Origin of the sequence: Caldicellulosiruptor morganii, assembly GCF_026810225.1 — a bacterium.
Lineage (GTDB): Bacteria > Bacillota > Thermoanaerobacteria > Caldicellulosiruptorales > Caldicellulosiruptoraceae > Caldicellulosiruptor > Caldicellulosiruptor morganii.
The window spans coordinates 1576927-1599271 of sequence record NZ_CP113865.1; the positions used below are offsets into that span (position 1 = coordinate 1576927).

Annotated in this window: 24 protein-coding genes, 1 pseudogene and 2 riboswitches; of the genes and pseudogenes, 5 read left to right on the top strand and 20 right to left on the bottom strand. The window is 37.6% G+C overall.

Annotated elements, in window-relative coordinates:
• Positions 1-6: 6 nt before the first annotated feature.
• The 4 genes and pseudogenes from OTK00_RS07865 to OTK00_RS07880 all read right to left on the bottom strand — a co-directional run bounded on the left by OTK00_RS07865 (position 7) and on the right by OTK00_RS07880 (position 2437).
• On the bottom strand, positions 7-1179 hold the full coding sequence (locus OTK00_RS07865) for a DNA double-strand break repair nuclease NurA (protein WP_045169774.1): 1173 nt from the start codon (positions 1177-1179) through the stop codon (positions 7-9).
• Between the two features lie 82 nt (positions 1180-1261).
• The gene (gene ispF, locus OTK00_RS07870; RefSeq protein ID WP_045169775.1) at positions 1262-1735 is read right to left on the bottom strand and encodes a 2-C-methyl-D-erythritol 2,4-cyclodiphosphate synthase; all 474 of its coding nucleotides are present in this window, start codon (positions 1733-1735) and stop codon (positions 1262-1264) included.
• Positions 1736-1739: 4 nt separating this feature from the next.
• Positions 1740-2039, bottom strand: a complete 300-nt coding sequence (locus OTK00_RS07875; RefSeq protein ID WP_045169776.1) for a nucleotidyltransferase family protein — start codon at positions 2037-2039, stop codon at positions 1740-1742.
• Positions 2036-2437: pseudogene (locus OTK00_RS07880) on the bottom strand (nucleotidyltransferase substrate binding protein). The gene OTK00_RS07875 and the pseudogene OTK00_RS07880 overlap by 4 nt, the downstream one beginning before the upstream one ends.
• A gap of 143 nt (positions 2438-2580) precedes the next feature.
• A riboswitch (Lysine riboswitch) is annotated at positions 2581-2764 on the top strand.
• Between the two features lie 141 nt (positions 2765-2905).
• On the opposite strand from OTK00_RS07880, the gene OTK00_RS07885 reads away from it, so the two are divergent.
• From OTK00_RS07885 to rgy, 5 genes are all read left to right on the top strand, one after another.
• Positions 2906-3889 (top strand): aspartate-semialdehyde dehydrogenase, encoded by a 984-nt coding sequence (locus OTK00_RS07885; RefSeq protein ID WP_045170202.1) that lies wholly within the window; start codon positions 2906-2908, stop codon positions 3887-3889.
• A 54-nt stretch (positions 3890-3943) separates the two neighbouring features.
• Positions 3944-4831, top strand: coding sequence for a 4-hydroxy-tetrahydrodipicolinate synthase (gene dapA, locus OTK00_RS07890; RefSeq protein WP_045169777.1), 888 nt, complete (start codon positions 3944-3946; stop codon positions 4829-4831).
• 64 nt (positions 4832-4895) lie between these two features.
• Complete coding sequence (gene dapB, locus OTK00_RS07895; protein ID WP_045169778.1) at positions 4896-5654, top strand: 4-hydroxy-tetrahydrodipicolinate reductase; 759 nt, start codon at positions 4896-4898, stop codon at positions 5652-5654.
• Between the two features lie 12 nt (positions 5655-5666).
• Entirely contained in the window at positions 5667-6134 is a 468-nt protein-coding gene (locus OTK00_RS07900) for an ACT domain-containing protein (RefSeq protein WP_045169779.1), read from the top strand.
• 163 nt (positions 6135-6297) lie between these two features.
• On the top strand, positions 6298-9657 hold the full coding sequence (rgy, locus tag OTK00_RS07905; RefSeq protein ID WP_045169780.1) for a reverse gyrase: 3360 nt from the start codon (positions 6298-6300) through the stop codon (positions 9655-9657).
• Positions 9658-9701: 44 nt separating this feature from the next.
• Here rgy and purB read toward each other — a convergent pair whose 3' ends face one another.
• From purB to ruvC, 16 genes are all read right to left on the bottom strand, one after another.
• The gene (purB, locus tag OTK00_RS07910; RefSeq protein ID WP_045169781.1) at positions 9702-11132 is read right to left on the bottom strand and encodes an adenylosuccinate lyase; all 1431 of its coding nucleotides are present in this window, start codon (positions 11130-11132) and stop codon (positions 9702-9704) included.
• Between the two features lie 52 nt (positions 11133-11184).
• Complete coding sequence (locus tag OTK00_RS07915) at positions 11185-12378, bottom strand: pyridoxal phosphate-dependent aminotransferase (RefSeq protein ID WP_045169782.1); 1194 nt, start codon at positions 12376-12378, stop codon at positions 11185-11187.
• 129 nt (positions 12379-12507) lie between these two features.
• Positions 12508-12678 (bottom strand): membrane dipeptidase, encoded by a 171-nt coding sequence (locus OTK00_RS07920; protein WP_157841026.1) that lies wholly within the window; start codon positions 12676-12678, stop codon positions 12508-12510.
• Between the two features lie 165 nt (positions 12679-12843).
• A complete protein-coding gene (locus tag OTK00_RS07925; RefSeq protein WP_045169784.1) occupies positions 12844-13566 on the bottom strand; it encodes an MBL fold metallo-hydrolase in 723 nt (240 codons plus the stop codon).
• Complete coding sequence (metX, locus tag OTK00_RS07930; protein WP_045169785.1) at positions 13563-14708, bottom strand: homoserine O-acetyltransferase MetX; 1146 nt, start codon at positions 14706-14708, stop codon at positions 13563-13565. The genes OTK00_RS07925 and metX overlap by 4 nt, the downstream gene beginning before the upstream one ends.
• 119 nt (positions 14709-14827) lie before the next feature.
• Complete coding sequence (locus tag OTK00_RS07935; RefSeq protein WP_045169786.1) at positions 14828-16105, bottom strand: O-acetylhomoserine aminocarboxypropyltransferase/cysteine synthase family protein; 1278 nt, start codon at positions 16103-16105, stop codon at positions 14828-14830.
• 108 nt (positions 16106-16213) lie between these two features.
• Positions 16214-16337, bottom strand: a riboswitch (SAM riboswitch).
• A 71-nt stretch (positions 16338-16408) separates the two neighbouring features.
• Positions 16409-16696 (bottom strand): ribosome assembly RNA-binding protein YhbY, encoded by a 288-nt coding sequence (gene yhbY, locus OTK00_RS07940; RefSeq protein WP_045169787.1) that lies wholly within the window; start codon positions 16694-16696, stop codon positions 16409-16411.
• 66 nt (positions 16697-16762) lie between these two features.
• The gene (locus OTK00_RS07945) at positions 16763-16948 is read right to left on the bottom strand and encodes a hypothetical protein (RefSeq protein ID WP_045169788.1); all 186 of its coding nucleotides are present in this window, start codon (positions 16946-16948) and stop codon (positions 16763-16765) included.
• Positions 16949-17056: 108 nt separating this feature from the next.
• Positions 17057-18343 carry a GTPase ObgE gene (gene obgE, locus OTK00_RS07950; protein WP_045170203.1) on the bottom strand — a complete coding sequence of 429 codons (1287 nt, stop codon included), beginning with the start codon at positions 18341-18343 and terminating at the stop codon, positions 17057-17059.
• A 104-nt stretch (positions 18344-18447) separates the two neighbouring features.
• Entirely contained in the window at positions 18448-18747 is a 300-nt protein-coding gene (gene rpmA, locus OTK00_RS07955; RefSeq protein ID WP_011917097.1) for a 50S ribosomal protein L27, read from the bottom strand.
• Positions 18731-19072 carry a ribosomal-processing cysteine protease Prp gene (locus OTK00_RS07960; protein WP_011917096.1) on the bottom strand — a complete coding sequence of 114 codons (342 nt, stop codon included), beginning with the start codon at positions 19070-19072 and terminating at the stop codon, positions 18731-18733. The genes rpmA and OTK00_RS07960 overlap by 17 nt, the downstream gene beginning before the upstream one ends.
• A 19-nt stretch (positions 19073-19091) precedes the next feature.
• Positions 19092-19403 carry a 50S ribosomal protein L21 gene (gene rplU / locus OTK00_RS07965; protein WP_011917095.1) on the bottom strand — a complete coding sequence of 104 codons (312 nt, stop codon included), beginning with the start codon at positions 19401-19403 and terminating at the stop codon, positions 19092-19094.
• A gap of 167 nt (positions 19404-19570) precedes the next feature.
• Positions 19571-20107: an epoxyqueuosine reductase QueH gene (locus tag OTK00_RS07970; protein WP_045169789.1), complete on the bottom strand. Its 537-nt coding sequence runs from the start codon at positions 20105-20107 to the stop codon at positions 19571-19573.
• Complete coding sequence (ruvB, locus tag OTK00_RS07975) at positions 20104-21120, bottom strand: Holliday junction branch migration DNA helicase RuvB (RefSeq protein ID WP_011917093.1); 1017 nt, start codon at positions 21118-21120, stop codon at positions 20104-20106. Before ruvB ends, OTK00_RS07970 begins: the two co-directional genes overlap by 4 nt.
• Positions 21121-21152: 32 nt before the next feature.
• Positions 21153-21746, bottom strand: coding sequence for a Holliday junction branch migration protein RuvA (ruvA, locus tag OTK00_RS07980; protein WP_011917092.1), 594 nt, complete (start codon positions 21744-21746; stop codon positions 21153-21155).
• A complete protein-coding gene (ruvC, locus tag OTK00_RS07985) occupies positions 21743-22243 on the bottom strand; it encodes a crossover junction endodeoxyribonuclease RuvC (protein WP_011917091.1) in 501 nt (166 codons plus the stop codon). Before ruvC ends, ruvA begins: the two co-directional genes overlap by 4 nt.
• Positions 22244-22345: the final 102 nt, after the last annotated feature.

Genomic DNA, 22345 nt, shown 5'->3' on the forward strand with positions numbered 1-22345 from the left:
CAAGTTTTAAATTATTCTTTTCACTTTGTTGTTTTTCTTTGCAGAATAAGGTAAAACACTGTCCCCCATCTCAAAAAGCATACTTTCTATGGCTGTTTTGTCCTGATGTGAAATGGCAGAAAACTCATGAGCATGTGTAAGCGAAATAGGATAACCAAAACCAATCTGACACTGGTGATATATAGCACCAACACATTTTTCAAGCCAATCTCTGTCTTTTGCAACATAAACAGGAACTTCTATTCGGGCAACCTCATAGCCAGTTGCAAGGTAAACATAAGTAATGTCTGTGTCTTCAAACTCATCAAAAGCTCTTCCCAGTGTATAAAACACATTTGAGTGCTGTCCATTTTTCAGATGTGAGAACAAAAACACATCTCTTATTCTCTCTATCTTCTCACAATCTCTCTTTTCTTCTTTGCTGCACTCCCTGCAATCAATCCTTGTCTTTTCACATTTATAAATTCTATAAAGATTTGAAATAATAGAGTTTTTTGGCATTGATATAAAACCACAAACTGCAATGCTTTTCTTTTCCGCAAGCTCAAAAATCCTTTCAAGCTCAGGATTTGCCCTCCTGCCAAAGCGCAAACCCTGCCTGTCCTGTGTCCAGTCGATAAGATTCCCGTCATAAAGAACAAGTCTCAGTTCACTCCTGGGTAAAGAGTTTTCAACATAATCCAAAATAGCCATGTACTCTTTTGCCTGTCTTTCTCTTGATATTTCTGAGGGACTTTTGATTGCCTGAGCTTCTTTTCTTGAGTAAAGTTCTTCATCAAGGTAGATGTATGGATATGTCTGGTAATTAAAATGGCTATTTTTACTATCATAAACAATATCCACACAGGCAATGTTCAAAAGATAGTAGGGTTGTGAGATATGCCTGTCAATCTCTGTATTGCTGCCATCTACCGCAAATACCTCATAACTTGTCTGAATTTCACATAAAAAACTCATCATGAATTCATCAAAATTACTGTAATATGGAAGACAAAATAAGATTTCATTTTTTTCAGCTTTCCCTGGAATTTTTGAAAGTACACTTTCTACTTTTTGATTATCTAAAAAGCTCAAAAATTGAAGAACTTCATGAATATTTTCTTTTACCTCTTTTTCCTTTTCCTGTATCACATTTTTCTTCTGGTTTATCTGTTGAACTAAACTGTGAAAATCTAACATTTTCTCACATCCAGTATTTTTAAATTAATCGAAGAAGTTTACTTTTTTAATTATATCATTTAAAACAAAATTTATCAAACATTTATTCGTGCAATAGAACAACTGCATATGCTGAAATTCCTTCTTCTCTTCCTTCAAAGCCCAAACCTTCTGTGGTTTTTCCCTTAATATTAACCTGAGTTTTTTCAATATTTAAGGCTTTTGCAATGTTTGTCTTCATCTCATCGGTGTATGGAGAAATCTTTGGCTTTTGTGCAACAACTGTTGTGTCTATGTTGACTATACTCATTCCTTTGCTTACCAAAAGTTTTGAAACCTCTTTTAAAAGGGTGATGCTTGAAATGTCCTTATATTTCATATCAGTGTCAGGAAATAGCTTTCCAATATCATTCTCGCCCATAGCTCCAAGTATTGCGTCAATTATCGCGTGAATCAAGACATCTGCATCAGAATGCCCCAGAAGCCCTTTTTCAAATGGAATTTCAACACCGCCCAAAATTAGTTTTCTTTTCTCTTCAAATCTGTGAACATCATATCCAATCCCCACCCTAAACATCTGTTTAAACTCCCCTTTCAAATATTACAATTCCTTCTTTCAAGATTCTATTTTTGAAGGTCTCATTTTCCAATCCCTCAAGTTCAACTATGTCAATTTTATAAAGCCCTGCAGCCTCGTCAAGATCCAATTTGAATTCAGGTGACATTTTGCCATCCACAATTATTGCAATATCAATGTCTGAATATTTAGTAAAATCACCCCTTGCTCTTGAACCAAACAATATAGCTTTCTTGATAGACTTTTCATTTCTGATAAGATTTATAATCCTGTCAAATATGACTTCTTCAATCCCAAATTTCATTTAATCAGCTCCTCAACTCTTTTTTCAATCGTCTCAAATAAAGGCAGATAATCGCTTTTGATTCTCTCAAAAATAGCTTTGGCAACACGTTCATCGTAAGTGTGAACAGTCAAATTTCTATCTTCTATCATCTTGAGCCACTTCTCCTAATCCTCAATCAAACACACAGAAAATGCCTCCTTGAAAACTGCTCTGGGTGAAGAAATGCCAACAATACCCTGATATTCCAAATACACCTTCAATAGTTTCCATGCAAGCTCATAGGTAAATTCAAATCTTTGAATAGCACCGTCATACAAAAGAGGATTATCGGTGTTTTGTGCTACAGCTTCTTTCAATTTCAAAAGTGCTTTTTGAAACCTGGCAAATTTATCTCTGACCTTTTCCAAATCCTTCATCCCCCATTTTATTTTTTCCAAGCGTCTGTTATTAAAATTATATCACACCAAACTAAATTTTTAGTTTTTCAAAAAGATTTGACATGCAAAGTTTTTTGATGATATTATTAAATAAACACCAAAAGTAAATAGCTCATAATATATTAATAGATAGAGGCGCGTCTTTTAAGAGTAGGCAGGTGGATGTGAAAGAAGACACAGATGAATCCTGCTGAAAGGAAAAGACGCCGAAGGGAGTTTCATTCTTCTTGGAAACTTCCCTGGGTGCATGGAGAATATCCATGCAACTGTCACCAATTGAAAAATTGGTGGAGCGCTATCTGTTAATATATTGTATAGTCCTTTTATACAATATATTAACAGAAGCTGGCCAAAAACCAGCTTTTTTTAGTTTTATTTGATTTTCTTCTGGTGTAAATTAAAATATTTTTTAGAGGAGGTAAATAGAAAGTGGCACGAAAGATCAAAATGGCAATAGTAGGCGCAACCGGTATGGTTGGGAGAACTTTTTTGAAGGTACTGGAGGAAAGAAATCTTCCGGTTGAAGAGTATTACCTTTTTGCATCAAGCCGGTCAGCCGGCAGCAGGGTTGAATTTATGGGAAAGGAATATGTTGTTGAAGAGCTAAAAGAAGACTCATTTGACAGGGGAATAGACATTGCTCTGTTCTCAGCCGGTGCATCAACATCACTTCATTTTGCACCAATTGCAGCTTCCAGAGGCTGTATTGTAATTGACAACTCCAGCGCATGGCGTATGGAAAAAGATGTTCCTCTGGTTGTTCCAGAGGTGAATCCAGAAGATATAAAGTGGCACAAAGGAATTATTGCAAATCCAAACTGCTCAACAATTCAAGCAGTTGTTGTTCTAAAACCTTTACATGACAAATATAAAATAAAGAGAATTGTATATTCAACATATCAGGCAGTCTCAGGTGCCGGATATCAAGGATATCTGGATCTGGAAGAAGGGTTAAAAGGTGCACCGCCAAAGAAATTTCCGTATCCAATCGCAGGGAATGTGATTCCTCATATTGACGTATTCCTGGAAAATGGATATACAAAAGAAGAGATGAAGATGATAAACGAAACAAGAAAGATCTTGCACGATGACTCTATCAAAATCACAGCAACCACTGTGAGAGTACCCGTGTTCAATGGTCACAGCGAGTCAATTAACGTTGAATTTGAAAAACAGTTCGATTTAGAAGAGCTAAAAGAAATTTTAAGATGTGCACCCGGTGTGGTTGTTCAGGACGACCCTGCAAATCTTCTGTATCCAATGCCAATCTATGTCTCCGGCAAGGACGAAGTTTATGTTGGAAGAATCAGAAGAGATGAATCTGTTGAAAGTGGCGTAAACTTATGGGTTGTTGCTGACAATATCAGAAAAGGCGCAGCCACAAATGCTGTCCAGATAGCCGAGAAGGTAATTGAGTATTTCTTTAATTGAAATAATAACATACGATTGTAATTTAAAGTTTTGGATAAATGGGAGGTTTTTGTTATGTCAATTTTTAAGGGCTCAGGTGTTGCGTTAATCACTCCTTTCAAAGACGAAGACAGCGTGGATTTTGAAGCACTTGGCAGGCTGGTTGACTTTCATTTAGAGCACAAGACAGACGCTATCATTGTTTGCGGGACAACAGGAGAGCCTTCAACAATGCCAGACGATGAGCATTTAGAAGTGATCAGGTTTGTAATCGACAGGGTGGCCGGCAAAAAGCCTGTCATTGCAGGTGTTGGCAGTAACCACACAAAACATGCTGTTTATCTTTCCAAAAAAGCACAGGAGCTTGGTGCAGATGGTCTTTTGCATGTAACACCTTATTACAACAAAACCACACAAAAAGGCTTGATTGAACACTTTAAGGAAATAAATGATGCTGTGTCAATTCCTATAATTGTCTACAATGTACCATCAAGAACAGGACTGAATCTACTTCCCGAGACCATGAAGGAACTTTCAAAGCTTTCTAACATCAAAGCCATCAAAGAGGCAAGCGGAAACATAACACAGGTTGCAGAGATTGCCATGCTCTGCCCTGAAATTGATATCTACTCAGGAAATGACGATCAGATAGTACCGGTGCTTTCTGTTGGTGGAATTGGTGTAATCTCAGTTTTGGCAAACATTCTGCCTGATGAAACACATGACATTGTTGAGTATTTCTTAAACGGGCAGATACAAAAGGCAAAAGAGCTGCAGCTAAAGCTTCTTCCGATTATCAAAGCATTGTTTATTGAGGTAAATCCAATACCTGTAAAAGAAGCTATGAATATGATGGGCTTTAATGTCGGAAAGCCAAGACTTCCTCTTACCACAATGACTGAGAAAAATAGAGAGATACTTAAAAAAGCCCTTATTGACTATGGAATCAAAATAAGAGAATAAAAAAGCACATTTCAATTTCTTTAAAACACCCAATAAAATAAACATGAATGGATGTGATGTACAAATGCTAAGAGTTTTACTCAATGGCTGCAATGGCAAGATGGGTCAGGTTGTGAGCAGAGTTGCAAAAACATATGATGATATAAAAGTTGTTGCAGGTGTTGACCTGAACACCACACAGAACTTTGACTATCCTGTTTACAGCAATCCATTTCAAATAAAGGAAGAATTTGATGTAATAATTGACTTTTCATTGCCAGAGGCAACACTAACCATTTTGGAGTTTGCAAAAGCAACGAAAAAACCTGTTGTAATTGCCACAACAGGTTTTACAAGCGAGCAGAAAGAAAAGATTATAAAAGCTGCAACAGAGATACCAGTTTTCTGGTCTGCCAACATGTCACTTGGTGTTAACCTTGTGGCAGAGCTTATACAAAAGGCATACAGAACGCTGGGAAGCAGATTTGACATTGAGATTATTGAAAAACATCACAATCAAAAGATTGATGCACCGTCCGGCACGGCACTTATGCTGGCTGATGCCATCAATGAGGTTGCAAACAACAGCTATGAATACATCTATGACAGACACACAAGAAGAAAGAAAAGATCTCAAAATGAAATAGGTATCTTTTCTGTGCGTGGAGGTACAATTGTTGGTGAGCACAGTGTAATATTTGCTGGTCCCGATGAAATCATAGAGATAAAACATACTGCACTTTCAAAGGAAATCTTTGCAAATGGTGCAATCAAAGCTGCAATGTTTATAGCGGGTAAAAGTGCGGGTATATATAATATGAAAGATTTGATTAACTCGATGTGAGGTGTTTTGAATTTGAAGCCTGTTACAAATTTAAATGTTACCCAAAATGTTGCCATGATAACCCTTGATAATGTGCCGAACAAAATAGATTTGATTGCGTCAATCTTTAGTGAATTGGCAAGTCATGGAATAAACATTGATATGATAAGTCAGACAGCACCCTATAAAGGAAACATAAATCTGTCCTTTAGCCTTGATGAAGAAAATGTACCAAAGGCAATCTCAGCCCTGAGCAAATTCAAAAAGGAAATACCACATCTTAGAATCGATATAATCTCTAACCTGACAAAACTGAGTATATACGGTGAGGCTATGAGAGATTTGCCGGGTGTTGCAGCATCTCTTTTTACAACCCTGGCAGAAGCAGGGGTTGAGCTCAAGATGGTAACAACAAGCGAGATAGATATTTCATATTTGATTGACCAGAAGGATGAAGAAAAGGCTGTTGAGATTATAAAACAGAGATTTGACTTAAAATAAACAAACATTAATAACCAGAAGTTTTAAAAAGCTGCCCTGTGTTAAAACTATAAACTGCGGGCAGCTTTTTTAATATTGAATTTAAACAAAATCCTTAGTATATTTGAAAATTGGGAAAAACCAAAATTTAATTTAACCAAAACGAAACAAAGGGGAGTTGTGTTTGTCAACCGGCGCTAAATATTACCATTCATGTATAAACTGCGGTGGTATTAATTCAGATACAAGAAACCAGAAAGGTTTACCATGTGAAAAATGTCTGCCCTCGGAAGAAGAAAACATCCTGGAATACTTGACTCAGACTCATAATTTAAAAGACTATGCCAACTTTTTAGCATTTCAAAACGAATACAGGGAATTTGAAAAATTTTTTGTCTCAACAGTTGGCAAGCCAATGACCGGGTATCAAAGACTCTGGGCAAGAAGACTTTTGCTCTCAAAAAGCTTTACACTGATTGCACCAACCGGACTTGGTAAAACCACATTCGGGCTTGTTGCCACTCTATGGCTTGCAAAAAAACGAAAGAAGGTTGCTTTGATATTCCCCACTGTGTCACTTGTTCAGCAGGCTCAGCAAAGACTTTTGGAATTTGCAAATAGAGAAAGATTGGATGTTAAAATTCTGGCATATAAATCATCAATGAAAAAAATAGAAAAGGAAGAATTTGAAAAAAGTTTTGAAACTGATCAGTTTGATATTTTGCTTGTCTCATCGCAGTTTATATCAAAGCGAAAGGATGACATTGCAAAAAAGGTATTTTCTCTTGTATTCGTAGATGATGTTGATGCTGTATTAAAATCTTCAAAAAATATTGACACCCTTCTGCAAATGATTGGAATTGACCAAAACACAATTGAAAAGACCCTTGAAAATCTCAAAAAGGGCAACAAAGCTTTTGAATCAAATTTAAATTCAGTAAACTCTTCTTTGTCTTCAGGCACTTTGATAGTGTCTTCTGCAACTGCCAGACCACAGGGATTAAAACCTCTGCTGTTCAGAGAACTGCTCGGGTTTGAGATAGGCAGGTTCACCTTCAGTGTACGAAACATTACAAATATAAGAATTGCAGAAAAATCAAAAGAAAAGCTTCTCAAAACAATTAGAGTTCTCAGCGATGGAATTTTGTTATTTGTAGAGAATGAAGATGAGGGCAAAGAAATAACCAACTTTTTAGAAAATGAGGGTATCAATGTCGGCAAGACGTGGGAAGACTTTGAAAAGAGTTTTGAACTCTTTAAAGAAGGAAAATTAAAAATTCTATGCGGTATATACTCATACTATGGTAAGCTTGTAAGAGGAATAGACCTGCCGCTGAGGATAAAGTATACAATATTCTGGGGAACTCCTTCTTTCAGGTTTTCATCAGATATTGAAAAAGCACCACGTTTTGTGCTGGAGAGAGTGTTTCTTGACTATCTTGATGAACATCCCAAACTCAAAAGCTATTTTAAAAATGTTGAAAAATTGCAGGCTGAAAGATTGAGAGACATTGCTAAAAAATACATTCCTCTTGACAGGTGGGCTGACTTTGTCAGGAAATCTTTTGCTCACCTGAAAATATCAGAAAATGGTCAGATTTGCTTTCCGGATGTTTTCACATACATCCAGGGCTCCGGTAGAACATCACGAATGCTTGGAAGCACTCTGACAAAAGGAGTCTCAATTTTATTTGAAGAAGACAATCTTCTTTTTGAAAGTCTCAGGTCAAGGCTTATGTTCTTGCTTGATGAAGAGTGGAAAACCGAAGATGAGGTAAAGCTTGAAGATTTGATCAAGGAAGTAGAGATTAGCAGAATTGAGGCTCTAACAAACCAGAAATCCTCCGATTTGAAATCAAGGCTTATGATTGTTGAATCGCCTACAAAAGCCGAGACAATCTCCAAATTTCTGGAGAAAGCTTCAACAAGAAAATACGGCAGGCTTTCTGTATATGAGTCTGTCCTGCCAGATGGAATTCTGTTAATTACTGCTTCAAAAGGGCATGTGTACGACCTTGACACCAAAACAGGGCTTTATGGTGTAGAGATATCAAATGGCAATTTTATCCCATATTATAACTCCATCAAACGCTGTACAAGCTGCTTTGCACAGTTCACAGATGAATACTCTGCGTGTCCCAGGTGCAACTCTGAAAAAATTGATGATAAAAAGGAGATATTGAAAGTACTCCGTGAGATAGCGCTTGAGGTGGATGAGGTTCTGGTTGCAACAGACCCGGATGTTGAAGGAGAGAAAATTTCGTGGGATATATCCCAGTACCTGAAGCCTGTAAACCAGAACCTCAGACGAATAGAGATGCATGAGATAACAAAATTCGGTTTTGAAAATGCTATAAAAAATCAGCGTGACTTTAATACAAATCTTGTAAAATCCCAGATTGTGCGCAGAATTGAAGACAGATGGGTGGGGTTTGAGCTGAGCTCAAAACTCCAGAAAAATTTTCAAAGCTTCAATCTATCAGCAGGAAGAGTTCAGTCTACAATCCTTGGCTGGATTATTGAAAGAGAAAAAGAATATGCAAAAAGCCAGAAAGAGTTCACATTTTTGCGCCTTGAGAACGGCTTTGGGTTTGAAACAGAAGGCAAAGTTGATCCTGATAAAGTCTTTGTGCAGATAAAGGATGAGCTTGACAAAGAGCTGGATACTTTGCTGCCGTTTAACACCCCTTCACTTTTATCAGTGGCATCACAAAGATTGAACCTTGGTGTGCAACAAATCATGGAAATTCTACAGTTTCTGTTTGAGCATGGATTTATAACCTATCATAGAACCGATTCAAACAGAATATCACTTACAGGACAAAATGTTGCAAAGCTGTATTTAGAAAAGATAGGTAAAAAAGAACTGTTTGCTGGCAGAAGTTTCGGTACTGAGGGTGCACATGAGGCAATCAGACCTGTTAAACCAATTTCACCTGCAGAGTTAAAAGAGCTTTCAAGTGAAAGGCTTGCAAATAACCTGACAGCCAACCACATTAAGGTGTACGAACTTATTTTCAATAGATTTCTGGCAAGCCAGCTAAAAAACCCGGTTGTAAAGTTTCAAAAGCTGACTTTCAGGCTTGATAATCAGGAAATAGAAAAAGAGATGCCTGTGGAGGTTGTGGAAGAAGGCTGGCTTTTATTCAATCCAGTTCAGATTTTCTCAAGATTGGAAACAGGGGTGTATGATTTTGCTGAAAAAAGAAGCTACAAAAAGCATACAGTTTCTCTATTTACCCAGGCAACATTAATTGAGGAAATGAAACAAAAAAATATAGGAAGGCCTTCTACCTATGCCAAGATGGTTGAGACGCTTTTTAAAAGAGGATATGTATTTGAGGACAAGTTCAGGCGAATTCGCTCAACCGCCCTGGGAAGAAAGGTGTATTCCTATCTTGCACAGAACTATCAGGACTATGTAAATGAAGAAACCACAAGAGAGCTTGAAAAACTCATGGAAGTTGTAGAAACAGGCGAAAAGGACTATCAGCAGGTACTGAGAAGCCTTTATAAAGAATTCACAGAAATAATAAGTAAATGATACAAAAATAGGCTGGTAATTTCCCCAGCCTATTTGTTTTATTTTTACAAATTCACTTCTGATTCAAAATCAAGCTCATTCCTGTACTTTTCCAGTATGGGCCTTACATATTCTTCATAATACTCGGTAACCTGAGATGGTGCTCTTCCAATGAATTTTCTGGGATCTAAAATGTTTTCAATCTCCTCTTTTGAAAGTCCAAAACTCGGGTCGTTAGATATAAGTTCAATCAGGTTGTTTTCTTTGCCAAATTCTTTTACATTCTGAGCAGCCTGCATGGAATATGTTCTAATCTTTTCATGCAAATCCTGTCTGTCACCGCCGCGCTTCACAGCTTCCATGAGTATATTCTCTGTTGCCATGAATGGAAGCTCCTCGGCAATATGTTTTTTTATCATATTTTCATATACAACAAGACCGCTTGCAACGTTGTGATAAAGATTCAAAATAGCATCGGTTGCCAAAAATGCCTCTGGAATAGAAATTCTTCTGTTTGCAGAGTCATCCAGAGTACGCTCAAGCCATTGCACAGATGCTGTAAATAGAGGATTCTGGATATTCACCATAACATATCTTGCAAGAGCACAGATGCGTTCACATCTCATAGGGTTTCGCTTATATGCCATGGCAGATGACCCGACCTGTGTCTTCTCAAATGGCTCTTCTATCTCCTTTAAGTGCTGCAAAAGTCTTATATCATTCGCAAATTTATAAGCACTTTGTGCAATTGAAGCAAGCCCTGATAAAACCAGATAATCAAACTTCCTCGGGTATGTCTGGGATGTGAGCGGAAAACTCTTTTTAAACCCCATCTTTTCACATACAAGCTTATCCAATTTCTTTACCTTTTCTTCATCACCATCAAAAAGTGCCATAAAACTTGCCTGTGTTCCTGTTGTCCCTTTTGCGCCTCTCAAGTACGTATGGTCCATTACATATTCAAGAAAATCAAGGTCCATGACCAAATCCTGTACCCACAGCATTGCTCTTTTTCCAACCGTGGTCAGTTGAGCAGGCTGAAAATGAGTAAATCCCAGAGCCGGCATGTCTTTGTACTTAAGTGCAAATTCAGATAGAACCTTTATACAGTTGACAAGCTTTTTTCTGATTATTTTCATTGCCTCATACATTATAATAATGTCTGCATTATCTGTTACAAAACAGCTTGTCGCACCAAGGTGAATAATCGGTCTTGCCTTTTGGGCTTGCCTACCAAACGCATGAATATGCGCCATCACATCATGCCTGAGCTCTTTTTCCTTTTGCTTAGCAACATCGTAATTTATATCTTCGGCGAATTTTTTCATCTCTTCTATCTGCTCATCAGAGATGTCAAGCCCAAGCTCTTTCTGCGCCTCTGCCAGAGCAATCCATAGCTTTCGCCAAATTTTAAATCTTGTGTCATCAGAAAAAAGTCTTTTCATCTCATCGCTTGCATAACGTGAATTCAGCGGTGTTTCATAAACATGGTGCAACTTTTCTCACTTCCCCTGTTTTAACTTGTTTTCACTAATATCCATTATACCTTTATTTGAGCTTTTCAACAAACCTCTTTATTCTTGCCAGACCTTCTTTGATATTATTTTCAGATGTGGCGTATGATAGCCTTATATGATTTTCCATTCCAAATCCTTCGCTCGGAACAACCGCAACCTTTTCGCTTTCCAGAAGAAGCTTTGCAAACGTATTTGCACTGTCTATAATCTTCCCCTCAAAGCTCTTGCCAATAATGCCCGACAAATCAACCCAGATGTAAAACGCACCCTGTGGCTTTATACTGCTAAGTCCCTCAATATCATTTACAAGTTCATATATCAAATCCCTTCTTTTTGCAAACTCTTCTACCATTTTCTTGAGACTCTCCTGGCTTCCACTGAGAGCCTCATATGCAGCATACTGGGCTATTGAGTTTGGATTTGAGGTTGTGTGACTCTGAAGATTTGTCATAATCTTTGCCAGATCTCTGTTAGAAAGAGTATACCCTATTCTCCAGCCGGTCATTGCATAGGATTTCGAAACACCATTTACAATTATGGTAAGTTCTTTTGCTTTTTCGCCAAAAGAGGCAGCAGAAATATGCTTTTGATCATCGTATATGAGTTTGTCATAAATCTCATCTGAAATAATGAATATATCATTCTGTATACAAAATTCCACAATATCTTTTAGCTCTTCATATGTATATACCATACCCGTTGGATTTGACGGAGAATTTAATACAAGCGCTTTTGTTTTAGATGTGAGATATTTTTGCAATACCTTGCTACTTATCTTATAATTTGCTTCTTTTGTTGTTGGCACAGCCACCACTTTGCCACCTGCAAGTTTAATAAGCTCCGGATATGTAACCCAGTAAGGAGTTGGAAGCAGTACCTCATCGCCTTCATTCAAAAGAGAAAAAAATACATTCATAAGAGAATGCTTTGCCCCATTCGAAATAACAACTTCATCAGGAGAATACTCCAAATTGTAATTCTGTTTGTAATATTTAACAACAGCTTCTTTTAAACATAAAATTCCGGCAACCGGTGTATATTTTGTATACCCCCTGACAATAGCACAAATAGCTGCGTATTTTATGTTTTCCGGGGTATCAAAATCCGGTTCACCTGCCCCAAACCCAATTACGTTTTCACCGGATTCTCTCAATTTCTTTGCCAGAGCGTCTATTGCCAGGGTTGGTGATGCTGAAATATCCAGTGCTTTCTGTGAATACTTCATTTTTGCTCCCTTCGCCCTTTCAACTTGTTTTTGCAATACTATATCATATTTATATGCATTTTTCAATATCAATGTTACGAAAATATGGGGAGTTTATATATAAAAACGCAAGTTTAAAATAAAAAAGTTTCATTTTAAAAATTTTCGTGTAAAGTTCAAAAGGTTATTGTAGAGAATATCACTTATCTGATCATCTGAAAATCCAAACCTACCAAGCACTTCTTTAATTTTGGGCAAATCCTCAATGCCATTTATCCCCTTTGCAAACCTATCAGCACCGTTTGTCTGATATCCTGCCATATCGCCATATACTGAAGTTTTAAACCCACACTTTTTGCCCTTTTTAAATCAAAGCAAAGAGAATTCTCTTCCAAATCCTGCCCTTTGAAAAAACACTCTGTTAATGTATCACTGTGAGCATCGCCATACATGATATATAAAAATCTCCTTTATAACAAGCAATCATTAAAATTCTATTATCCTTTTTTGTGTTGCCAAAACTGTATTTTCAAAAACTTCTTTTGCGCTCTCCAAATGTCTTTTCTCGTCACATTCCGGTTTTAAATGTGTCAGCACCAGAAGCTTTGCACCTGCTTTTTTTGCAATAGCTGCCGCCTGTCTGGGACTCATATGGTACCTTTTTGACTCTTCAATCTTTTCAACCTCTTCGTCTGTGTATGCACTGTTTAACAAAAGCAAATCTGCACCTGTGCAAAAGTTTATAAAATCCTCTTTGTATCCAGTATCGCCAGAAAAAACAAAGATCTTCCCATCCTCTTCTATCCTAATAGCAAAACTTTTATAAGGATGCTGACCTTCAAAAAATGAAAGTTTTACACTTCCCATCTCTATCTGCATATTTTCTTCAATATTTTTCACTCTGTAAACACCTTTTCTAATCAAATTGTACTCTTCCTGTGGCTCAGATGGAATAAAAAGGTCTATCTCTTTGCCACGGGATGCGAAATAGTACCTCAAAACCCCAAGATCACTTGTGTGGTCAGCATGAAGATGTGAGCAGATAATAAAAGAAATATCATCAAAAGTTGTATACTCCAAAAGCTTTGCCAGAACACCACTTCCACAGTCAATCAGAATATTACCACTTTTTGTCTCAAGCAGATACCCGGAAGTTGCCTCACCTTTGGCAGGATATGGTCCCCTTGCTCCAAGCACTCTCAAAATCATTTTATCATCTCCTTGTTATAAAGTAATTCCAAAAACTCAACAATTATATCCCTGTACTTGTCTTCTTCAACCAAAAAAGAGTCATGACCATAATCTGACTCAATCTCTCTGTAAACCAAATCAACACCTGCTTTTTGAAGCTTGTCTCTCATATGCCTCATCTGGCTCAGCGGAAATAGAATATCAGAGGTTATTGCTATTAAAAGAAACTTGGCTTTTATCCTTTTGAGCGCTTCTTCTTCACTACCATATGTTCTTTCCAAGTCATAAAGATCCATTGCACGTGTGAGATAAAGATAGGTGTTTGCATCAAACCTCTGAACAAGTTTCATACCCTGATAGTGAAGATAGCTCTCCACCTCAAACTCGGTATTGAAGGATTCAAAAAAGCTCTCAACAGGGTCTTTCATTCTCCGATTGAACTTTCTATCCATTAATTTGTCTGACTGATAAGTTATCATGCCAAGCATTCTTGCTATAGAAAGACCTTGAGCAGGACCTGTTTTGTCATAGTAATCTCCACCGTTCCAGTTAGGGTCTGCCATAATAGCTCTTCTCATAACCTCATTAAAGGCAATAGACTGGGCATTGAGTTTCAGCGGCGATGCAATATTTATCACTCCATCCATAAAATCCGGGTAGCTCACAGCCCACTCTAAAGCTTGCATACCCCCCATTGACCCACCAACAACACAGAGGATATGATCTATCCCAAGCGCCTCCATAAGTTTTTTCTGAACATTTACCATGTCTTTTATGGTTATAATAGGAAACCTTGCCCCATAAGGCTTCCCGGTTTCAGGGTCAATTGAAGATGGTCCTGTTGTCCCCTGACAGCCACCAAGAACATTTGAGCAGACAATAAAGTATTTGTTTGTGTCAAACATTTTGCCCGGTCCCACAAACTTGTCCCACCAGCCCGGTTTTGGGTCATCTTCTGAATGTCTTGCAACATGAGAGTCACCTGTCAGGGCATGAGTAATCAAAATTATGTTATTTTTTTCTTTGTTAATCTCACCATATGTCTCATATGCAACTGTTATTGGTCCAAATCTCTTGCCACTTTCCAGCACAAAGTCTTTGTTGTGCGCAAATTTTACAAACTTTTTGTAGCCCTCTTCCCAAAACTCAAATTTTTCCAACTTTTTTACCCCCACCAAAAAATTATAAAATGAAAGATTGCCCCATACATAATCAGTAAAACCTTTATTTAAGGAGCAATCTTTCATCGCTACTCTATAAGTTCAACTTAAAAATTATTTTACACTTTCTTTAGTGCACTCTCAATATCATATATTAAATCCTCAATATCTTCAATACCGACAGAAAGTCTTATCATCTCGGGCAAAACGCCTGCCTGCCTCTGTTCTTCTTCTGTAAGCTGCTGATGTGTGGTTGACGCAGGATGAATAATAAGCGACTTTGCGTCTCCAACATTTGCTAAGTGTGAAAACAGCCTGACATTATTAATTATTTTTTTTGCTGCATCATAACCACCTCTGGGTCCAAATGTAAATATAGCACCCGGACCTTTGGGCATGTATTTCCTGTAAAGGTCATAGTATTTGTTACCCTCTAAGGCCGGGTAGTTCACCCACTCTACTTTTGGATGTTCACTTAAATACTTTGCCAGTTTCATTGCATTGTCAACATGCTTTTGCATTCTGAGTGAAAGTGTTTCAATTCCAAGTAAAATTAAAAATGAATTAAACGGTGATATGCATGCACCTATATCTCTGAGCAGTGTAAGTCTCAGCTTTGTTATATATGCTGCATTGCCGAACTCTTTTGTATAGACAAGCCCGTGATAACTCGGGTCCGGTTCTGTCAGGTCAGGGAATTTTTCGTTCCATTCAAACTTTCCGGAGTCGACAACCGCACCTGCAATTGATGTACCGTGCCCGCCCAGAAACTTTGTCATAGAATATACAACAATGTCAGCTCCATGTTCAATTGGTTTGAACAGATAAGGAGTTGCAAATGTGTTATCCACAATAAAAGGAATTCGGTTTTTGTGTGCAATCTCTGCAATGGCTTCAAAATCAGGAATATTTATGTTGGGATTGCCAAGGGTCTCAACAAAAATGGCTTTTGTCCTTTCTGTTATAGCCTTTTCAAATTCCTCCGGATAATCTGGATTTACAAATACTACTTTAATCCCGAGCTTTCTCAAAGTGTGAGCAAACAAAGTATATGTCCCACCATATAAGGTTGAAGCAGCCACAATTTCGTCACCGCTTCTTGCGATGTTCAAAATCGCATAGGTAATTGCAGCCTGTCCTGAAGATGTTGCAACAGCTCCAACACCACCATCAAGGGCAGCTATTCTCTTTTCCAGAACTTCGGTTGTCGGATTTCCTATTCGTGTGTAGATGTTTCCAGCTTTTTTGAGAGCAAACAGGTCAGCTGCTTCTTCGGGCGTATCAAAGACATATGAGGTTGTCTGGTAAATTGGAACAGCTCTTGATTTTGTCTGGCTGTCAATAAACTGTCCTGCATGAAGCTGTAAAGTGTCAAAACCAAACTTTCTTTCATCCATTTCCTTCTTTCTCCTTCCATAAAATTTTTAATGTACTTTAAGCAAAAAGATAAAAAAATAGTCTTCCTGCAGATAAGCTACAAGAAGACTTTTTCAAAATCTTCTTACTTCTTATCTGCCAGGTATTCTAAAAAATACCTGCTGGAATTGGCACCAAGAAAAAGGATTAAACTTTCCTTTTTCCGGTTGCCGGGCTTCATTGGGCCAGTCCCTCCGCCACTCTTGATAAGAAGTAATTTTGAGATATTTAATTTTTTGACTTGATTATACCATTTAAAAATATAAGCGTCAATACCCTACTTTTTAAATCTGAATTCTTGGATTTTCTTCTGCCCTTCTGTAAATCACAATCTTTCTGCCGATTACCTGTACAGGCTCAGCATTCAGACTCCTGCAAACCATTTCTATTGCCTCTTTGGGCTGTATTTCGCAATTCTTCTCAATAGAAATTTTAACAAGTTCTCTTTTGGACAATGCCTCATCTATTTGTCTCAGCACATTTTCGGTAATGCCTTCCTTGCCGATGTGAACAATTGCATCAAGGGTATTTGCCATTGCTCTTAGCTTTGCTCTTTGTCTGGATGTAAGCACCTTTCTCCCTCCCCACAAAACTAAAACGGCAGAAAGGCAAGCTCCTTTCTGCCGACGCTTTTAACCTTATACTTCCACTTCTTTTCGAGACTTTCGCCGCTGCTTTTCGTACTCCGGATCCCCCTTTTTCCAGCCGCTTCTCACCTTCTCAACCACCTTTTGCTTTGACATATCTACCACAAACCCATTTTCCTTAAAGCAAAAATACGTTGTACTTCCTACCTTGCAGTTCCCACAATTGATGCACTCCATATCAGAAAAGATGACCTCCAAACCTTTATAAGATTTTTTTTGTTTGTGATTTATTTTACCTCATTTTTCCCTCTCTGTCTATATCCATTTTTATGATTAATCTAAAACTTATTCATAATACTCAAACTCAACATCAAGTATCCTCACAATATCTCCATCCTGAATCCCCATCTCTCTTAACCTGTCAAAAACTCCAAGCCTGTTCAAGAAATTTTGAAAATACCTGAATGAGTCATGGTCATTTAAAACTATGTTCCTTGCAACCTTCTCTACAACTGTACCTTCCACAACATAAACTCCATTTTCTTTTCTGACAGTCAGGGGTTTTACATCCTTTTTCTTGTAATACACAAACGTTCGTGGTCTTTCATCATCTTCTTCTTCTCTTTCAGTTGCTTTCTGCTGCTTCAAAATTTCATAGGCCCTTTTCAAAACCTCTTTTACACCCATACCTGTTGCGGCAGAGATGGGATACACTTCATACCCCATCTTTTCAATCTCTTCTTTGAAAAGTTCAAAATACGCCTGGGCATCCGGCAGGTCCATCTTATTTGCAGCAACAATTTGAGGCTTTCTGGCAAGCTCAGGACTGTATTTTTTCAGCTCCTCATTGATTTTCATAAAATCTTCCACAGGCTCTCTTCCCTCACTTCCCGACACATCAACAATATGAATCAAAACCTTTGTCCTTTCAACATGTCGCAAAAATTGATGCCCAAGACCTGCTCCTTCACTTGCCCCTTCAATAAGCCCTGGAATGTCGGCAAGAACAAAGCTTTCACCCTCGCTAATATATACAATCCCAAGGTTGGGATACTTTGTTGTAAATGGATAGTTTGCTATCTCAGGTCTTGCGTTTGTTGCAACAGACAAGAATGTTGACTTACCAACGTTTGGATAGCCAATCAGTCCAACATCTGCTAAGACTTTTAGCTCCAAAATTACCCAAAGCTCGTCCCCTTTCTCCCCAACCTCAGCAAACCTTGGAACTTGCCTTGTGGCTGTTGCAAAATGGGCATTTCCTCTGCCACCTCTACCACCGTGGGCAACAATTGCTCTGTCGCCTTCTCTCGACAGGTCAGCAATTATCTCACCAGTTTCAGCATCTTTTATTACAGTTCCAACAGGAACCTTTATTATCAAATCTTCGCCGTCTTTGCCATGCATATTGTTAGGTCCGCCACGCTCACCATTTTGTGCCTTGTAATGTCTTTTGTATTTAAAATCAAGCAGGGTGTTCAGCTCCCTATCAGCAACAAATATAACATCTCCGCCTTTCCCGCCATCTCCTCCTGCAGGACCACCCGCTGGAATGTACTTTTCACGTCTGAAGGCTACTATACCATCTCCGCCGTCCCCTGCTTTGACATAAATCTTTGCAATGTCCACAAACATGAATATCTCACCTCTTTTAAGAACAACTAAAAGATACAAAAAAAGAGACAAACCTCTTTTGTCAGTTTGCCTCTTTTTGAAAAGCGTTAAACCATAATAGATTTTTATTGAGCAGCAACCATCTCTTCAGCTGGAATAACAGACACAACTTTTCTTCCTCTCTTGTTTTCAAACTTTACATACCCTGTAACTAAAGCAAAAAGTGTGTCATCTCCACCACGACCGACATTCTTGCCTGGGTGGAATTTAGTTCCCCTCTGTCTTACCAAGATGTTTCCTGCCAAAACAAACTGACCGTCTGACCTTTTAACACCAAGTCTTTTTGACTCGCTGTCTCTTCCGTTTCTTGTTGAACCACCAGCTTTCTTGTGTGCAAACAGCTGAATGTCAAATATTAACTTCATCCTCTTTCACCTCCACTTTAACATATTTTGGATACTGAGATTCTAACTCTTTTAACGCTAAATATGCTGTTTGAAGAAGAAGCGAACAGCCCTTTGTTACTTCTTCATTGTTATTTAGCACTTCAAATTCTAAATAGCCTTCTTTTTGTTCTAACGAATGCTCAGCTTTCAATATCTCAATACAGCCATTTACATTTGCAAGTACTATTGAAGAGACTGCACTGCAAACAATATCTTTACCTTTCGGAGCAAAATGGCTGTGCCCTTTGACAACTATTTTATAATACCCTTTCTTTTGTGATTTTAAAAAAGTAGCTTCAATCATGGTTGACAATTTAACCTACTTACTTTGCTATTTTTGTTATCTGAATCTTTGTATACCACTGGCGATGTCCAAGTTTTCTGTGGTAACCTGTTTTTGATTTGTAAGTAAATACTATGATTTTCTTATCCTTTGCATGTTCTAAAACCTTTGCTTCAACATATGCGCCATCTACATATGGCTTTCCAACAACAAACCCATCGTCAGACGAAATTGCCAACACCTTATCAATCTTTACCACAGAGTCAACATCAGCTTTTAATTTTTCAACCTTTAAAACGTCGCCTTCCTGCACCTTATATTGCTTTCCACCTGTTTCAATTATTGCATACATCCTCTTTTCCATACCTCCTGCTTTTAAGAAATTTTTCAAATTCTGCCTGCACGCCGCTACGGGAGCAATTTGCCCTTTGCGAGCGCTATAAAACAACATTCAATATTATAGCATTGAACAGCATTCATTACAATAGCAAATTTTCCTCAAAACCCTTTGTGTCTTTATTATTTTGTTTCCTTGTAAAACCTCTCTTTTTCACTGTAAATGCAGCCGCAATACTTTTGCATATAAAGTCCCATCTCTCTTGCTTTTTGCCTTCCTTCTCTAAATCCTTCCCTGAAATCTCTATAATAAAACTCAATCTCGTACTTTTTTGAAATGGCTTCTCCAAGTTCTTTTATAAGCTCATGCTTTTGATAAGGACTTACCAAAAGAGAGGTTGTAAAGGCATCAAACCTACTTTTTTTGGCAACAAAGGCAGTTCTTTCTAACCTCACAGAATAACAATAAATACACCTTGCATTTTCTCTAAAAGCACAGTTTCGTAAAAACTCTTCCAAAGGGTACTCATCTATCACAATAAGTTTTTTACCGCGCAGGTCATAAAAAATCTTTGCTGAATCTAATCTGTTTTTAAACTCTGTATAAGGATGAATGTTTGGATTGAAAAAAAGCCCAAAAACTTCATGCCCTTCTTCACTTAGCTTTTCCAAAGGGTACACACTACAAGGACCACAGCATGTGTGCATAAGTAACCTCATCTTTTATCACCACTTTCTTTGACATTAAACTTTATCTTTGCAATGTGATTTATAGCTTTTTGAGTGGCAACTCTTCCTCGCGCAGTCTTTACTAAAAAACCTTCCTGAATCAAATAAGGTTCATAGATATCTTCAATTGTCCCTTCATCTTCTCCAATGGCAGCTGCAATTGTAGAAAGTCCAACAGGTCCTCCACCAAACTTGTAAACTATTGCTTCTAAAATGTTCCTGTCAACAAGGTCAAGTCCATATTCGTCCACCTCAAACATCTCAAGACCACTTTTTGCAACTTCATATGTTATACTTCCTGTGTGCTTTACCATAGCATAATCTCTAAGTCTTCTAAGTAGCCTGTTTGCAACTCTTGGAGTTCCTCTTGAGCGCTTTGCAATCTCTATGCATGCTTCTTTTTCTATATCGCACTTTAAAATACTGGCAGACCTCATAACAATCTGACTCAGCTCTTCAACTGTGTAGTAGTCAAGCCTTTCTATTATTCCAAACCTGTCTCTCAGCGGTGATGATAAAAGACCTGCCCTTGTTGTTGCTCCAATGAGTGTAAAAGGTGGCAAAGTCAATCTTATGGTCTTCGCAGACGGACCTTTACCAATCACAATATCAACCTTTTTGTCTTCCATTGCAGGATACAAAACCTCTTCGATTGTCCTGTTTAATCTGTGAATTTCATCAATGAACAGAATATTATTTTCACCAATGTTCGTAAGAATAGCAACAAGATCGCCTGCTCTCTCTATTGCAGGGCCAGATGTTACTTTTATATCAACTCCCATTTCATTTGCAATGATGTTTGCCAATGTTGTTTTTCCAAGACCAGGTGGACCATATAAGAGTACATGGTCAAGAGGTTCTTTTCTTTTTTTGGCAGCTTCAATAAAGATTTTTATTTTTTCTTTCACTTTTTGCTGGCCTATATAATCTTCAAGTGTCTTTGGTCGCAGTGATTCCTCATGAACATCCTCAATAGAAAATTTATTATCCAGTAATCTCTCCATTTTATTTCATTCCTCTTTGAATTGGTTTTTTCTCAAATCTTTGATAACTTTTTCAAAGCAAGTTTTATTCCATCTTCCAAAGAAAGTTCAGAAAAATCTTCGGATGAAAGAACCTGGTTGATTTCATCTATCTCATATCCCAAGGATAAAAGTGCTAAAGATATTTCTTCAAGCTTTTCATAAGTTTTTTCTTCTGTACCTGAAGTAGAAGCTACTTTGAACTCTTTCTTGAGTGTCTCTTTAAGTTCAAGAATTATTCTGCTTGCAGTTTTTTTCCCAATTCCTTTTACCTTCTCAAGTCTTGCCACATTTCCCTTTGCAATTTCCACAATAAGCTGTTGATAATCTATTGATGAAAGAATCTGAAGAGCTAATTTGCTGCCAACACCGGTTACCTTCTGTAGCTTCAAAAAAAGTTCTCTTTCTTCCCTTGTCAAAAAACCGTAACATTCAAGCTCTGATAAATTTTCGTTAAACTTTAGGCTAACATACACTCTCTTTTCTTTGCCTAAAAATTCAGAGAATTTTGTGCTATTACAAAATATTTTTATGTATATGTTATTGTAATTGAGGATAACATAATTATTAAATACCTCTTGGATGGTTCCCACAATAGAATCTATCATACTTCATCCTCCTGATAAAGTACCGAAGAGCTTGACAGTATATGACACATCGCAACAGCCAAAGCATCTGCAACATCATCTGGCTTAGGAATTTCAGAAAGACCAAGTAGACTTTTTACCATTTTTTGTATTTGAGTTTTATCTGCTCTACCATATCCAGTTATGGATTGTTTAACTTGCAAGGGGGTATATTCGTAAATGCTCAGGTTATTCTGAATACATGTGAGAATAATCACACCTCTTGCCTCACCAATTGTGATAGCAGTTTTGGAGTTTTTACTGAAAAAAAGTTCTTCAATTGCAACAACGTCAGGCTGATACAGCGAAATTATGCTACAAAGCTCAGTATAAAGATGTAAAAGTCTCATCGACTTTTTGAGACTGCTCGAAGTTTCTATTCTGCCATAGTCGATTACTTTAAACTCTGAGCCATTTTTAGACTCTATAATTCCATAACCAGTCAGCGCAATCCCGGGGTCAATACCAAGCACTCGCAACTTTTCTCAAATCCTTTCTCTATATTTCGAATTTTTAAACTCCTCAAACATTGATTCTTTATTCATTTTAGCACAATTTAATTTTTTTATCTACAAAATATA